Source organism: Anabaena sp. PCC 7938 (assembly GCF_049315035.1).
Taxonomy (GTDB): domain Bacteria; phylum Cyanobacteriota; class Cyanobacteriia; order Cyanobacteriales; family Nostocaceae; genus Anabaena; species Anabaena cylindrica.
This window is the reverse complement of record NZ_CP186034.1, coordinates 87,694-104,082: the sequence shown is the minus strand read 5'-3', so window position 1 is coordinate 104,082 and position 16,389 is coordinate 87,694. Positions and strand designations below refer to the sequence as shown.

The window sequence follows — 16,389 nt, the reverse complement described above, 5'->3', positions numbered from 1 at the left end:
AATCCTAGTAAAATATTTTTTCAACTCAACAACTATTGTTTTTGCATTTATTAGTGGTTAGTTATTTTTTGCTGAAAATAACTAACCACTAGATATTAGTTATGCAAATTATCAAGAGAGGGATAACTGAATCCAAATTTTTCGATTAAAGCTTTGTAACTAGAGTAACGTTGTTCGTGTGATAGTGGTGGCAGTTGTTCTACTAAAACCAAACAATCCATATTTAAAGCTTGCTGAATATCATGCAAATTTTCCAATTGACTGTAGTAAATTGGTGCTTTATAGGTTTTCCTTTCAAAAGGATAGGTTGGTAATAGTACTTTACGCAGTCCTTTAGGGAATAGAGCCACGCTATTAAATTGAACTCCTGCAACATATAACCGCGATATCATAGTCAACAAACAATCTATAATTGTTGATTTTTTCTGTGCTTGAATCCAAACTTGTAGCTCATCTGTAATACCTAGTTGTTGCTTGATAGATGCAGAATCTCCTAGGTATAAGTATGCGCCATGTTCACTACATACATCCTGGCAATCTGCAATCTTTAAAGCTCCAGATACTTGTAAAAGTGACTGCAATTTTTCGCTAGTTAAATTACTAGAAGATTTGAGAACTTCTGATGAAGTCACAATTGGGCAAGTCCAAACTGTGAGTGAAGTGGCTTCTAATCGGGGTTCTTCAACAGATTTGTTAATTTGCTTTTCTTCTAAATTCGCTAGTAAAACTATGGCTTGTTTCAGTGATAATGTTGCAGTTAAACAAGCTCCTACTAGAATCCCTATACCTTCTGCTAACAAAGCAGTTGGTTGCAGTTGGAGAGACATTAATAAATTGCACACAGCATATTGTGCAGCAAAAGTATGTGCTTTTTGACTAAAGTCGCTGTTCACGGTGTGTCTCCAGAGAAATTCGCAATCAGCGTAGGCTTTTCTAAATTCTGGAAAGCGATCGCTTAATAGTTTTGCGTCTTCAGGTGTGAGATTTGAACTATTATCTAAAACTAAGTAAGTTGGTGTTGCCTTTTGCGGATTAGAACGATCAATTTGCACATTTGAATTGATTTGGTCTAAACAAATGGCATTTAGGGAATCCAACAGATGTTGACGGTCGTTGACAACTAACGCAGTCTTGTAAGCAAGTTCGCGTTGGGAATTGCTGAGAGTAAAACAAATCTCTGACAATTCTTGTTCTGGGTGTTTGATGATATGCTCATGAAGCTGTTGAACAACTTCCTTGAGAACTTTTTGATTACGTGCAGTTAAGCATAGTAGATGGGGAGACAGAGAAGAAGTTGGTTCTGGGGATTTAATGGCTGATGAGAGAGGCGATTGTTCCACAATCACGTGACAATTAGTACCACCAAATCCAAATCCATTCACACCTGCGCGTAATAATTCGCCATTGCTTGACCAAGGTTTACCTTGTCCACCCACTACGTAGAATGGTGTATTGTCAAAGTTGATGTGTGGATTAGGTTGCTCAAAACCCACAGTTGCCGGAATCTTGCCGTGTTGCATTGCCAATACTACTTTAATCAAGCTGACAATGCCGGAACCAGCTAACAAGTGACCAATAGAAGACTTGACAGAACCGATACCACAAAAACTTTTAAGATTAGTGAAATCACGGAAAGCTTTGGTCATACCTTCGACTTCTACGGGGTCTCCTAAAGCTGTTCCTGTACCGTGAGTTTCAATGTAGGAAATAGTTTCTGGGTCGATGCCAAATTTAGTGTAGGCTCTACGGATAGTTTCTGCTTGACCTTCAGGTTTTGGGGCGGTGATTCCTTGAGAATGTCCATCGTTGTTGATCGCTGAACCTTTGATAACGGCGTGAATATAGTCGCCATCTTCTAAGGCTTTTCTCAAGGGTTTGAGAATTACTACCCCTGTACCTTCTCCCACAACCATACCGTTAGCACGGCTATCAAACGGGTAACATTCACCTGTGGGCGAAAGAGCTTGGACTCGGCTGAGGAATGTAAAAGGCGTAGGACTCAGGTTCAGGTTAATTCCTCCAGCGATCGCCATGCTTGTGTCACCTGCACGTATACTTTCACAAGCTAGGTGTAATGCCACTAAAGAAGAGGAACAAGCCGTACTCACTTCCATACTCGGACCAATCAAATCCAGACAATGACTCAGCCGCGCTGCAATTTGATTTAACTCATTACCAGCCGTGGCTTCGGGGAGCATTTCACTGGGTTGGAGGACTTCTGAGAGCATATCCAACAAATCTTTGTGTTCAGCCGTACTGAGTCGCTTAAACAAAGCACTATTCTGCAAACGCTGCTGTAATACGGAGTAGTATTGATAATTGAAGAAGTGTTCTATGTAGTTAATTTGTTCTCCACCAACAAAGACAGCAATATCTTTTGTGCGGTATCTACTTCCGTATCCTGCCTGTTGCAGTGCTTGCCAAGCTACCTCTAAAAAGACTCGCTGTTGCGGGTCCATGACTGTGGCTTCCCGTGGCGAAATCCCGAAAAACATGGGGTCAAAGTCAAAGGGATTTTCAATGAAACCACCACGTTTACAGTAAGTCTTATATGGAGTTGTGCCATTCTCCTCATAGTAATCCGCTACTGACCAGCGATCGCTCGGAACCTCCTGAATCACGGAGCGTTTTTCACTCAACAACTGCCAATATTGTTCTAAATTATCAGCCCCAGGAATCTTACATCCCATACCAATAATCGCAATATCTTGTTGCTTAACTTCCATAGACTTGAAGTTTGATGGTTGAGCCATTAAATGTTTTACTGGAGGCTCAACCTTGGGCTTGTTGATTGGTGTGACTGCCGATGAGACAATTGAGGCACCATACTGTTTCTCTAAATGATCTGCTAAATCATCTGGTGTTCCATACTCAAAGAATAATGTCGGAGATAATTGCTGTTTGAGAGTTAAACTCAATTGCTTGATTGCTTCTACAGCCCCCAGGGAATCTAGTCCCAACTCTGGAAAAGACCGATATCCTTCTACTTCATGTTGGGGAACCGCCAAATATTGACTAATTGTTTCCCGGACTAGACGGCGCATATTTGGAGGAGGCGCAGAAATATTTTCTTTTTCTGCCGACACTTGAGTTGTTTCTAACTCCAGCAAATCTATAATGTGAATCACAGAACTGTCCGAGGACAAACTTGTAATAAAGGCATTTACAGCCATATCTGTTTCTAGAAGCTTTAATCCTTTCACTTGCGCCCACATCACCAGCTTTTGTCCACCAATTTTGACCATTCCCTTATCACGCCACAGGGAGAAATTAACAGCGAGGGAATGTCCTGGTGCGCCTCGTTGACTGCGGTATGTGGCATAATTATCCAGGAAAATATTTGCTGCCGCATAATCTCCCAAGTTCGCACTCCATTCCGCCTTAGATGCAGCAGCTGAGGAGATGACAGCAAAGCATTTTAGAGGTTCGTCTTGGGTGAGATGATCTAAAATCATCGTTCCCTCGACTTTGGGAGCAAGCACACTAGCAACTGTTTCTGGTGTTTTTTGCGCTAACTTGAATCTCGTTCGATCCTGTACTCCCGCCGCGTGGATAACACCGTGTAAATGCCCAAAGCGCTCACGGATGTTTACCATTAACTGCTGCATCCCTTCGGCATCTGTCACATCGACAGCGTAATACAACACCGTAGCCCCTAGTTTTTCTAGGTTTTGGATTATGCGGATGCGTTTACTGGTGCTATCGTCACCTTGATGCAAGTACCACTCTGTTTTTGATGGTAGGGGATGACGACCAGTTAGGACTAAATTAATGGGGGCGCGGCTGACCATTCCCTGAGCGATTTCGGCGGCTACATCACTGACACCACCGGTAATTAACCAAGTATCTCCCGGTGTTAAGACTGGCTGATATTCCTGACTAGCAGAAATTTCCATGCTTTCTAAAGTACGGATCAACCGTTGTCCTTGACGGAGAACTACAATTCCTTCTGAATCTGGTTGGGTTTGCAGTTCTTTATACAAAATTTGAGCTAATGTTTCTGAAGATTCACTTGCAGGTGTAATATCTACTACCTTGGTTTGAATGTTGCTGTGTTCTTGGGTTAGCGTCTGGGCTAAAGTTGCTCCCATTGCTTGGTGTAATCCCTGGAGATGTTCATGAGCAGAGGTTACATAAGCACCCTGAGTTAACAGCAGGAAACTGATTGCAGAATTGGCATCATGTTTAATCAGTGCTTGCCCCAAATACAACACACTGTACATACCTTCTTGCAGTAAAGCATCATGAGCATTGATAGGCAATCGGGAGATGGCAGCTTGATGGTAATTCCACAGGTGGATAATAGCTGTAATTGTCAGCCCTTGCTGTTTTAAAGTTTGAATCAGTTGCTCATAGTCGGACGGTGAGGCAGGATTAATAGTAAAGTGCCATTCTGTATTTTGTTGGAATTTTTGACCGGCCGTGACAAAGTAAACAGTGTATTTTGCGGGGTCAAATAACTTTTCTAGGTTTTTACCAACCATTTGAGCGTCCTTAAATATTAGAACAACTCCAGATAAAATCTCTTTGGGTTCCACTAGCTGCTGTGGTTGCCATTGCCAGCTATAGAAATATGGTTGCGATGTTGGTTGGTCGAGAGGAGGAGAAGTTAACTGTGGTTCTGGTTGAGTACCCAATTTTGTCTGATTTCTTTCGTCAGTTTGAATCCAAAAACGTTGGCGCTGGAATGGATAAGTGGGGAGTGCTAACTTATGACGTGTAAAATCTTGGTCAAATCCACACCAGTCCACATCTACACCCTGGGTATAAAGTGTGGCCAAACTCTTGAGTATTGATTGCCAATTGTCTTCTTTGGTGAGAGAAGTTAACCAAGTTCCTGTTCCCTGGGGTAAACACTGTTTTCCGAGATTTGATAGGGTGGCATTCGGGCCAATTTCCAGAAATAATTCATAGCCTTGACGATGCAGTGTTTCCATCCCGGCGGAAAATCTCACCGCTTCTCGAATATGATGACACCAATAATTAGCATCGGGAATATCTTGATGACTGAGGATTTCGCCTGTCAAATTGGAAACCAAAGGAATGCTAGGCGCGTTAAACTGCACTGAGGCGGCAATTTCTGTAAAAGCCTCCAGCATTGGGTTCATTAAAGGAGAGTGAAAAGCGTGAGAAACTCTCAAAGCTTTGGCAGAAATTTTCTGAGACTCCAATTGTTGCAGAATTTCCTGGATAGCTGCTTTGGTACCGGAAATTACTGTTTGCTTGGGACTATTGACCGTAGCAATAGATACCTCTGGATAAGATGCGATTGCCTCTGCTACTCTTTGTTCATTGGTGAAAACTGCTGCCATCATGCCATTAGGAGGCAAGGACTGCATGAGCTTGGCTCTGTGGGCGATCAATTTCAAACCATCTTCTAAACTGAACACTCCAGCCGCACAAGCAGCCGCATATTCGCCCACACTGTGACCAATAACGATATCTGGAACAATTCCCCAAGATTTCCACAGTTCAAACAGGGCATATTCCAAGGCAAATAATGCTGGTTGCGTATACGCAGTTTCATTTAACACTGAGTTACTATCAGACTCAGGGTAAATCACAGACAATAAAGGTTGCTCTAGATAAGGCCGGAGAATTTGCTCACAACGTTCCAAGGTGCGGCGAAAAACTGGTTGAGTTTCGTAGAGTTGCCTACCCATACCAGGATACTGAGAACCCTGTCCGGTAAACAGAAAGGCGATTTTACGATGTTTGCTAGTTTCTGGTTGACTGAGTAAAACTGAACTGGGTTGAGAATTGGCAAAAGTCCGTAGTTGTTCGCTTAATTGGGTCGTAGATTCAGTTACCACTGCCAGCCGATGCTCAAAATGCGATCGCCCAGTGTTACTAGTGAAACAAACATCAGCTAGGGCAACTTGTGAATTAGTTGCTAAAAATTGCTCATACTTCTGTGCTAATTCCTGCAACGCGGTTTGACTCTTAGCAGAAAGCGTCAGTAAGTGCTGGGGACGCTCAAATTCTTGTTCTTTGTGACTTACTTGTGGTGCTTCTTCTAGAATCAAATGAGCATTAGTACCACCAAACCCGAAGGCACTTACGCCAGCAAATCGCTGTTCTTTACCTTTAGTCCATGTTTGGCGTTGAGTGGGAATTGACAAGCCTGTGTCTTTGATTTTGATATGAGGGTTAAGTTGTTGTAGATGTAGATGAGGCGGAATTTCTTGATGCTGTAAGGACAAAACTACTTTAATTAAACTGGCGATTCCAGATGCAGCCTCCAAATGACCAATATTAGTTTTGACTGAGCCAATCCAACAGATACATGAAGGCGTTCTTCCCTGGGTCAGTACTTCTTTTAAAGAATTCACCTCAATGGGATCTCCCAAAGGAGTACCAGTACCGTGAGTTTCTACATAACTAATTTGTGCAGGCTGGACTTGCGCCTTGGCTAACGCCTGACGAACAACTGCTTGCTGAGAAGGGCCATTTGGTGCTGTTAATCCGTTGCTGCGACCATCTTGATTAACTGCCGAGCCTCTGATCACACCGAGAATATTGTCTCCGTCTTTCTGGGCATCACTGAGGCGCTTCAGAACAACCATACCGCAGCCTTCACCGCGAACATAACCGTTGGCATTGGCATCGAATGTCTTACAGTGACCATCTGCTGCCATCATTTGCGCTTGGGAAAAGGTGATCGTTAATTCCGGCGTTAAGATGAGATTTACCCCACCAGCTAAAGCTAGTTTTGATTCTCCTTGCAGGAGGCTTTGACAAGCTTGATGCACCGCCACCAGTGAGGAAGAACAAGCGGTATCTACTATCCAACTTGGCCCGCGTAAATCTAATAAGTAAGATAAACGATTAGCTGCAATGCTGAACGCAGAGCTAGTACCAAAGTAAGCATCAGTGCCACTGGGATGATTAAACTGCAATCGTGCATAATCGTTGGTGCTAATGCCGATAAATACTCCAGTTTGACTGCCTTTTAATTTTTGTGGAGCAATCCCGGCATTTTCTATGGCTTCCCAACTGACTTCTAAAACTAGACGTTGTTGCGGGTCTATACTTTCGGCTTCACGGGGACTAATGCCAAAAAAAGCAGCGTCAAATTGATCCACATCTTCTAGGAATCCACCCCAACTGGTGTTCATTTTCCCTGGTGTTGCAGGTTGGGCATCATAAACTTGATGAATATCCCAGCGATCGCTCGGTACTTCGACAATGGCATCTGTACCATTTTGTAACAATTGCCAAAAGGCTTCGGGATTTTTAGCCCCAGGAAAACGACAACCGATGCCAATCACTGCGATCGCATCGGGAAATTGGGGTTCTTTCTCTTGGCTTGTCTCCTCCACTTCTTCTGGCTGGGAATTTTCCACCACCACGGCTAAATGTGCAGCTAAGGTAGCAATGGAGGGATAATCATAAACTAAAGTCGGAGAAAGGCTCAACTGCAACCAATCTTCTAATTCTGTAGACAGCATCATTGCCGCTAGTGAATCTACACCATAGCGAGCAAAGGGTTCTTGAACATCGATGACTTGCGGTGCAATTTTTAACTGCTGTGCAACTTTATCTACTAACCAAGCTTGGATTGTTTCTGCTTGTTTGTTTAAAGTCTGCAATGGCCGAGGAGGTTCAATCTTGGCTGTGGGAGTTTGGCTACTTTGCCACATATCCACAACATCTAGATTTCCCTCCAAAAACTTGGTGCGACAGGCATGACGCTGAATTTTCCCACTAGAAGTTTTAGGGATACTTGCAGGCTTGAGCAGTACCACAGCATAAACTTGAAGTTCGTGTTCCTCAGTTACCGCTTGCCGGATAGTTTTCACCACTTCATCGATATTCAGTTTGCGAATGGCAGTCCGTTCCACCTCAGAAATCACAACAAGTTGTTCTTCGCCATCTACTTCCACAGCAAATGCTGCCGCAAAACCAATTCGTAAAGCTGGATGACTTTTGACCGCCGTCGCTTCGATATCCTGGGGATAGTGGTTGCGACCCCGGATAATAATCATATCCTTAACGCGTCCGGTGACGAACACCTCACCATTGTGCAGAAATCCAAAATCACCAGTGCGGAGAAATGGGCCTTGTTCGTCTGCTAAACAAGCTTGAAATGTTTGTGCTGTCGTTTCTGGTCTTTGCCAATAACCTTGCGCCACACTATAACCAGAAACCCAAATTTCTCCAACTTCGTTAGCGGCACAGGACTCCATTGTTTCTGGGTTAACAATGAGAATTTGCGTATCTAGCCAAGAGTGGCCACACCCTACCAAATATCTAATATTTTTGGTATTTTTGTTAGCTAAAACAATACGGTTTTGTTCGAGTGCTTCGGCTTCGACTTGAAAGTAAATCGGTTCATCTTGGATGTTGCCACCGGAAACCATCAAGGTAGATTCCGCCAATCCGTAACAGGGGTAGAAAAATTTAGTTTGGAAGCCAGCCGGTTTAAATTTAGTGGCAAACCGTTCCATTGTTTCTTTACGCACAGGTTCAGAACCACTGTAAGCGCTATGCCAATGACTCAAGTCGAGGGATTCTATTTGTTCTGGAGTGAGTTTGCTACTAGCACAAAGGTCATAACCAAAGTTGGGGCCACCGGAATGATTAGCTTGATAGCGGGAAATTACTTGTAACCAGCGAATTGGTCGCTGCACAAAGGATGCAGGGGGCATGAGGATACATTTAAATCCTGTGTATATAGGTTGTAAATGTCCATCAATTAGACCCATATCATGGAAACCGGGTAACCAAGACACAGACACCGTATCAGGAGTAAGTTCAAATGCCTGTTTAATGTACTCCAAGTTCTGTAACAGATTGCCATGACTCACCATGACTCCCTTTGGTGTACCAGTGGAACCCGAAGTATATTGCAAAAAAGCCAAAATGTTGCTGTCTACTTTCGGGTTTTGCCAGTTGGTGGCTAATTCTTGGGTAATTTCATCAGTGGCCAGTACTTCGATTTTTGTGAGTTCTGGATCTTGGGTAAAGCGTCCTTGAATGTTCTCAAATAAAGATTTAGTCGTCAGAGCTACTTTGGCTTGGGCATCTGTAATGATTGACTGTAATCTAGTGAGCTTTTGATTTTGTTTTGGTGGATAAGCCGGAACCGCTACTACCCCTGCATATAAACAGCCGAAGAAAGCGGTAATAAATTCTAAGCCAGATGGATACAGTAATAAAGCTCGTTCGCCACTAGCTCCGATAGATTGGAGATGAGCTGCGATCGCTCGTACTTGGGTATCTAATTCTTGGTAAGTTAAACTAGCTGTCTCTATTTCTCCATCCTGTAAAAAAACAAACGCTAATCTATCAGGTTGGTGTAAAGCTCTGTGACGTAGAAGTTCTACTAATGAAGAAAATTGCAAGTTAGGAAAAGACACATTCATACTACCTTTTACTTGGTATGAGAAAATAAGAACTGTGGGCTGGGAAAATATTTTTATTCCCTAATTGGGTACAAATTAATCAGGGTATTTATCTGAGAAAAGCTGGAAATTAACTAAAGTAATTGAAAATTTGAGTCCTGAATACTGCGATCAGCTTATTATTATCGATTGTTAGAGTATTCCTGCAACTCCTCAATATTTTATCTGCGAATATTTAAGTTACAGTTATTAGTGACATAGTTAAATTTACGGAATGTCAAAGATATAATCAAGGGAAATTCTTTCGCTAATTAGGGATGTATATTAGGAAGTAGTGAGATGAAGTAGAAATCACTACTTTGTCTCTATCTCCTTCCTATTACTCCCATTGCCAGCATTTAAGCTGCCAATCGTGTCCTTCTACAGCTAAAGCGCCGACATAACCAAAAGCAGGTATCAGATATTGCAGTGACCAACGAGTGACAGTAGAGCGATCGCCTTTGATGCTATAGAGTTGAACTGGTTCTTTAGGAGATAATGAAACATCTAACTGATCCATCGGAAAAAGTAGTCCATAGCCAGTAGCTTTTAAATAAGCTTCTTTGCAAGTCCAACAATTAAAAAATGCCCCTAATTTTTCATCTTTAGGTAATTGATGAAAAACATTTTTTTCTCGCTCGGAAAAACATCGATCGGCAATTTGTTCAAAGTCAGAAATAGGACGGATATATTCAATATCAACACCAATTTGTCGTTTGCGGGTTATGGCATACAAAACCAATTCGTGAGAATGAGATAAATTAAAACTCAAGACACTACCACCAGATGTTTCTGCCAAAGTCGGCTTACCATGTTGTCCATAACAAAATTGTAATTGACTAGCATTCGTTCCCAAGTAAGAACCTAATATTGTCCTTAGTAAACCTCGTCCAACAATGAAACGTTTTCTATCTCGTTCCAAGTAAAAACGCTCGGATCTAGTGCGTTCATCTTGTGAAAGTAATTGTGCTAATGTCTGAATCCGAGATGTCGATTGATTTAAGAAAGTACACCAGACATGAACATCTTCGCTTAACAATGACCAGTTTGTAGGTGGAGAACGCCACAGGTAATCAACAGTGATCATAATATTTCATACTTCGTAGTTCGTGATTAGGATACGCAGACGTATTCAACTTCCTTGGCTAAATACTGTGCTAAAACCTCAACCGTCGGATATTTATACACCAACTCTAGAGACAGCCTGTATCCTAGCCAAACTTCCATAGCGTGGGTTAAACGTAGCGCCTCTAGGGAAGTTATTCCGTAATATTCCAGGGGGAGATGAGTGTTAATCTCATTGTGATTCACTAATAACAGCTTGGAGAGATAGAAAACTAACCAATTTTTAATGACTTCTTCGGTTAGAGAATGTTTTTGTGGAAGCTGCATTTCAGAGTTATTTCTAGACAATGAGGTATCATGATCGCTGCTAATATTTTGTATCCACGCAAAAAATGAATTTTGATTGTCTGTTAAAAACTTAACTAAGCTAGTATTGGTGACAGCATTAGTTACAGATGCAATTTTTGTTTCCAGTCCTTTCATAGTAAAGAAATGTCCTTTTTGATGATACTTCGTGGATGATTTGATTAACCCTCTTTTGTCACTTTGGGAGAATCCAGTCGCTCAAATGGTTACGAGGCTTTAGTTTCTACTTTTTATCTATAGATTTTAGTTTCTGTTAGGAAATAAAGCCTCAAACCTGGCTTAAATCAAACTCTCAGAATTTGGCTGAGATTATTGTTTTCCGAGAGTAACAAAACAGGGTTAATATGCTCTTTCAAGTTTGTGCAATTCCCTGATTATGTATGAAGCTATGATTATAAAAGTAGTGGCTGATAAAATAAATACTTGATTTCTGCCAAAGATTTGCATGATGAGGGAAGAAAGTATCGGACCCAATGTACATCCGAAACTATATATTGTTGTGAGTAAAGCACTTCCAGAAGATAACTCATTTCTAGAAAGTTCATCTCCCATCATTGCTATTGATAGAGGCAGAATCGGACTGACACTTGCTCCAATAATAAATGTCAGTATTTGAATAGTTATGTTATTTGTAACTATTCCCAGAGACAAGATTGACAACAGTGCAACACACATAGTTGCTAAAAGAATCTTTAATCTACCAAAACGATCTGCTAAATGAGTAATTGGCACAGTTGCAATTAAACCGCCAAACACAAATACAGCAAATGTCAGACCTATCTGCTCTACACTATAATTTTGTTGTAGTAAATAAACTGGGTACAAAGAAACCAATGTAGCTTCAGTAAAACCATAAGCAAATGCACTTTGTAAAGGCAGTTTTAACTTTTTCATTAGTTTTATTCGTGCAGTAGCTTGAAAAACTACTGGCTTTTCTGGTAATCCCAAGGAAACTGCAACTATACCGCAGATAATTAAAAGACTACCTAACGAAAAAGTTAATTTTGGAGAAATATTGTAGAGAGAAGAACCGATAACTGGCCCAATACCAAATCCCAAGGAAAATGCCAGTGCATACAAACCATTGGTAATTGCTCGATTGCTATCATGACAGAAGTAATTTAATGCTGTTTGCCCACAAACTAAGTACAAACAACAACCAAAACCCATAATAATGCGGATAACAAACCATAAAGATAGTTGGGTTGTCCAGGGAAATAAAGGAGCGCTAATACCCATAAGTATTAAACCCAGCATCATAGTTTTACGGAGTCCTATGCGATGCAATATTTTTGCTACTAAAGGAGTTCCTAAAGCTATCATCAGAAAATAGACTGTAGAGTTAGCACCTATCCACAAATCACTAACTTGGTATTGAGCCATAAGTGTGGATATAAACGGATTAAATAGCCCTAAAGATGTACCTGATAATAAAGCGATGATATACAAGGCTGGTAATCCAGTAGAAAAGGGAGAGCTTGATTTAGTTGAACTTAGATTTTGCATTGTCTTTGTTGAATTAGGAAATATATGAAAGTCTGGAAATTGACATCATCTTTCAGAAAAATGCCTTTAGTTCAAGGAAGATAAGGCGGGAATATATGGAATAACTGGTTGTATACGAGATGTATTTCGCCATTCTTTTGGAGGAAGTTGATGAATTTGACGGAATAAGCGAATGAAATAACCAGCATCGGGATATCCCACTTTATTAGCAATTTGATTCACGGTTTTGTCAGTATTTAGAAGTAAAAAACGTGCTTCTGTCATCCGGCGCTCAACAATCCAATCACGTACTGAACGCTGGGTTTGACGTTTGACTAAATGAGTTAAGTAAGCATGAGAGTAGCCTGCTGCTTGAGCTACATCAGAAAGATTGATTTGCTTATGATAATTCTCCTCAATGTATTGGAATACTTTACTAAGACGAGAACTATGAGGATAAAAATTTGTCGTATCTGTAGATTCTGACGTAACCGGCGATCGCTGATTTAAATACCACTGTTTCAGTACTGTTTGTTTGTTTAATTGAGCCGTTATTGCTGCTGATAATTCTTCTAGAGTACAAGGCTTAGTAAGATAATCATCTGCTCCTAAGTTCATGCCTTTACGGAGTTCAGCTTTGCTAAGTGTAACAGTCAGAAAAATAACAGGAACAATTGCTGTTAGTGGATCTTGCCGTAGTGTACTGAGAACATCATAACCATCAATTCCTGGCATAAGAATATCGCAAAGTACTAAATCTGGTAAGCATTCCCGTGTTCTTTGGATACCCTCAATCCCATTTTCAGCCCCAACTGTGGAAAAACCTTGAGATTTCAGGTAATTCATAAACAGGTTACGGGTTGTTGTCTCATCTTCAATCACTAAAATAGTATTCATGATTTTTCCTGCTAATGATTTCTTCAATTACTGAAGAATAAAAACCAGAATGATTTTCTTTTCCCACAGTAGAATGTTAAGCCTAAAACTGTGACACTACAATTTTGTAGGTTAAATCGAATTTGCAGGAATTAAAATAATTAACTCCAACTTGAGAAATCCTGACATTTTTCAACCTTTTTTTTGGCTCAAGAAAGATGATTGTGCTTATAAAAGCTTATCTGCTACAGGAGCTACATTTATTCGCAAACCTTGTTATTTATAAGATTGCCAAATTTTGATTTTTTCTACCAGTCAATATCTAAAATTTAAGGATAAAGTTAAAGTATTTTTTGATTCAAATTAATTTCATTAAATAATAAAGCTACCCACATTCTATCCTCATGGTATGGGTAGCTTATTGAAAAATAATCTTTAAAAATGAATTTTGTTTTTAGTGAAAATTTGGTAAATGTTTGCTAATGAACTAACAATTCTTGTTTAACTGCTTTGTTCTACGTATTTTGTTATTAGGGCATATAAAATAGAGCGCATTGTAATTTGTTTCTGTTTACAGCAGAATTTAAATTGCTCTTTAAGATTTTTGGGTATGTATCCTTTAATTTCTTCCAATTCTTCATCAGGAATATTACTAGGTAATTCATCAATCGGTAATCCCGTTTGTATCCATTGTTGAATTAAGATTTCCAATACTTCACTCATCTCAAAATTGTTTCTCACACAAAAAACCTTGAATTCGATTTTTAATGATTTTGGTATAATTCCCTTGACTACTACATATTTTCTGGTTTCGTTTGGAGCCACTATCATAAAAACTTTATTGACTAAACTATTTGAATTCATTCAGGGAATAAAATTTGAGGCTATTTGTTTGAAGTGTTCATATACATTAAAAACAATCTGTAGCTATTTACTTATGTTAGAATATTTTATGTTAACAACAACTAAACATCTTAAAGATAAGCATCAACTTTAGGTAATGCGCTAATTTACTTGAGTTCGTGATAATCTAAAACCTTGATTCTGTCATCAGTTCGGATGAATTACTTACGATACGTGGCGTTGTGAGTGGAAGTGGCATGACGCGAACCTAAAGATTTTGGGATTGTTTACCTTTGATCGCTATGATAATTTTTCTACAACCCGAACTGACTTGAACAGAAGTGGTAGATTGTCCTAACCTAGGTTATGAGAAACTACTTTGTAGCAAGGGTCACTTGTTCTGGTGTTCAACTTGCATTGATACCATCAGTTTTCAGCTGACCATCTTCCATATAAATAATACGGTCAGCAATATCCAGAATACGGTTATCATGGGTAACTAGCAAAATTGTACAGTCTTGTTCTTTGGCTAACTTCTGCATTAATTCCACAACATCACGCCCAGATTTTTTATCCAGTGCAGCTGTAGGTTCGTCTGCTAAGACAATTTTAGGATGGCTGACTAAGGCACGAGCGATCGCTACCCGTTGTTTCTGTCCCCCTGATAAATTCTCTGGATAGTAATTAACACGCTCTCCCAATCCCACAGTTTCTAGCATGGCAATCGCTTTGGCGTTGATATCTTGATTGAGAAATTGCTCATGCAACTCCAGAGACATCCGGACATTTTCTTGCGCTGTCAGAAAAGTCATTAGGTTATGCGCCTGAAAAATATAGCCAATCTGACGACGAAGTTTAGTTAACTGCTGTTTACTAGCTCCACAAATTTCCTGTCCTAAAATTTTCAGGCTACCTTCTTGGGCAGAACGCAATCCACCCATTAAGGTGAGTAAAGTGGTTTTGCCTGAGCCAGAGGGGCCAGTCATAATCACGATTTCACCAGCATTAATCTCTAGATTAATGTCAAATAAAACTTGTTTACGCAGTGTACCTCCACCAAAGTAGTGATTAAGCTGGTGAACAGCAATCACGGGTTCCACAATAGAAACTGTCGAGTTAAAATTTACTGGTAAAGATGTTTGTAACATGGTATTAATTAAGAGCTAAAAAACATCTGCGGGGTCGGCATCTCTGAGTTTTCGTAGAGCGATCGCCCCAGAAAAACTACACATAATTACAGTTAAAATCCACACCGTGAGCGCTCGTTCCATTTTCATGAAAATGGGCAACATGGTGGCAGATTGAGCCACTTGATATAAACCAGCTGAAAGCAGGAATCCGGGAAGAAAACCCAAGACTGCTAAAAACATGGCTTCTTGAAGTAAGACTTGTAAAAGATAAAGATCGCTGTAGCCCATTGCTTTTAGAGTGGCGTACTCTGGTAAATGGTCAGAAACATCAGAGTAAAGGATTTGGTAAACAATGACAATGCCCACAATGAACCCCACTGCTGTACCTAAACCAAAGATAAAACCAATACTAGTACCAGTTTCCCAGTAGTGTTTTTCAATTTGGGCAAACTCTTCTGTAGTTAAAACTTTGACATCATTGGGTAACTCAGCCACAAGTTGCGCTTGCACTGCTTCGGGAACGGCATCTGGCTGTAATTGAATTAAGCCAACTTCAATTTGATCGGGTCTATGGGCGGGAAAGAGTTGTAAAAAGGTAGAATCACTAGTAATAACGTTACCATCGGCAGCAAAGGAAGCACCATCAATAAATAAGCCTTTCACATCAATGGCAATGTTATTCAGCTCTGTCTTAAAGTTACCTGTTTTGTTAAATATATCTGCCACTTCCCCATATTCTGGACGACCTGCTTGATCGAACAAAACTTGATCCAACTGTTTAAGATGACTCTGATTTTCATTGATTTCAGGTGTTTTAAATACCGGTTGTGCTGGGTCGATACCCCAAACTAGGATGGCTCGCTCTTGTCGTGTTTGGGGATTTCGCCACTGTCCAGTAGCAACGTAAACTGAACTGACTGACTGCACTCCAGCATAACCTAGTGTTTGATAAAGTCGCTCTCTAGAAAAACTTTTAACGGAAAATAGAGTTTGCAGTTGGGGATTAATCAAAACTAAATCTGCTTGCAAGTTACGATGGGGTTTCACAGCAGCATCAAACAACGCACTTTTAAACCCTAACTGAATGAACATCAGCATATCAGCAAAGGCAATTCCTGCTACTGCCACTGCCAAGCGAGTTTTTTCTTTCATTAACTGCCGCCATGCAAGTGGCGTTTTGCGTAATAGTTTCATAGGGAGTAAATTCTTCGTTCCCAAAAGTTCTTGATTTTGAATTT

General features: G+C 40.4%; 8 protein-coding genes. All 8 read right to left on the bottom strand.

Features of this window, described 5'->3' with window-relative positions:
- Positions 1 to 95 precede the first annotated feature (95 nt).
- Positions 96 to 9,368, bottom strand: coding sequence for a type I polyketide synthase (locus ACOWPH_RS00480; protein WP_015213479.1), 9,273 nt, complete (start codon positions 9,366 to 9,368; stop codon positions 96 to 98).
- 358 nt (positions 9,369 to 9,726) lie between these two features.
- On the bottom strand, positions 9,727 to 10,473 hold the full coding sequence (locus tag ACOWPH_RS00475) for a 4'-phosphopantetheinyl transferase family protein (RefSeq protein WP_015213478.1): 747 nt from the start codon (positions 10,471 to 10,473) through the stop codon (positions 9,727 to 9,729).
- A 26-nt stretch (positions 10,474 to 10,499) separates the two neighbouring features.
- On the bottom strand, positions 10,500 to 10,934 hold the full coding sequence (locus ACOWPH_RS00470) for an acyl carrier protein (RefSeq protein WP_015213477.1): 435 nt from the start codon (positions 10,932 to 10,934) through the stop codon (positions 10,500 to 10,502).
- 222 nt (positions 10,935 to 11,156) lie between these two features.
- Positions 11,157 to 12,323 (bottom strand): MFS transporter, encoded by a 1,167-nt coding sequence (locus ACOWPH_RS00465; protein ID WP_015213476.1) that lies wholly within the window; start codon positions 12,321 to 12,323, stop codon positions 11,157 to 11,159.
- 66 nt (positions 12,324 to 12,389) lie between these two features.
- Positions 12,390 to 13,199: a response regulator transcription factor gene (locus ACOWPH_RS00460; protein ID WP_015213475.1), complete on the bottom strand. Its 810-nt coding sequence runs from the start codon at positions 13,197 to 13,199 to the stop codon at positions 12,390 to 12,392.
- Positions 13,200 to 13,679: 480 nt separating this feature from the next.
- Entirely contained in the window at positions 13,680 to 14,009 is a 330-nt protein-coding gene (locus tag ACOWPH_RS00455; RefSeq protein ID WP_042465773.1) for a hypothetical protein, read from the bottom strand.
- 419 nt (positions 14,010 to 14,428) lie between these two features.
- On the bottom strand, positions 14,429 to 15,169 hold the full coding sequence (locus tag ACOWPH_RS00450; RefSeq protein WP_015213473.1) for a DevA family ABC transporter ATP-binding protein: 741 nt from the start codon (positions 15,167 to 15,169) through the stop codon (positions 14,429 to 14,431).
- A gap of 15 nt (positions 15,170 to 15,184) precedes the next feature.
- Positions 15,185 to 16,345 carry an ABC transporter permease DevC gene (gene devC / locus ACOWPH_RS00445; protein WP_015213472.1) on the bottom strand — a complete coding sequence of 387 codons (1,161 nt, stop codon included), beginning with the start codon at positions 16,343 to 16,345 and terminating at the stop codon, positions 15,185 to 15,187.
- Between the last annotated feature and the right edge of the window lie 44 nt (positions 16,346 to 16,389).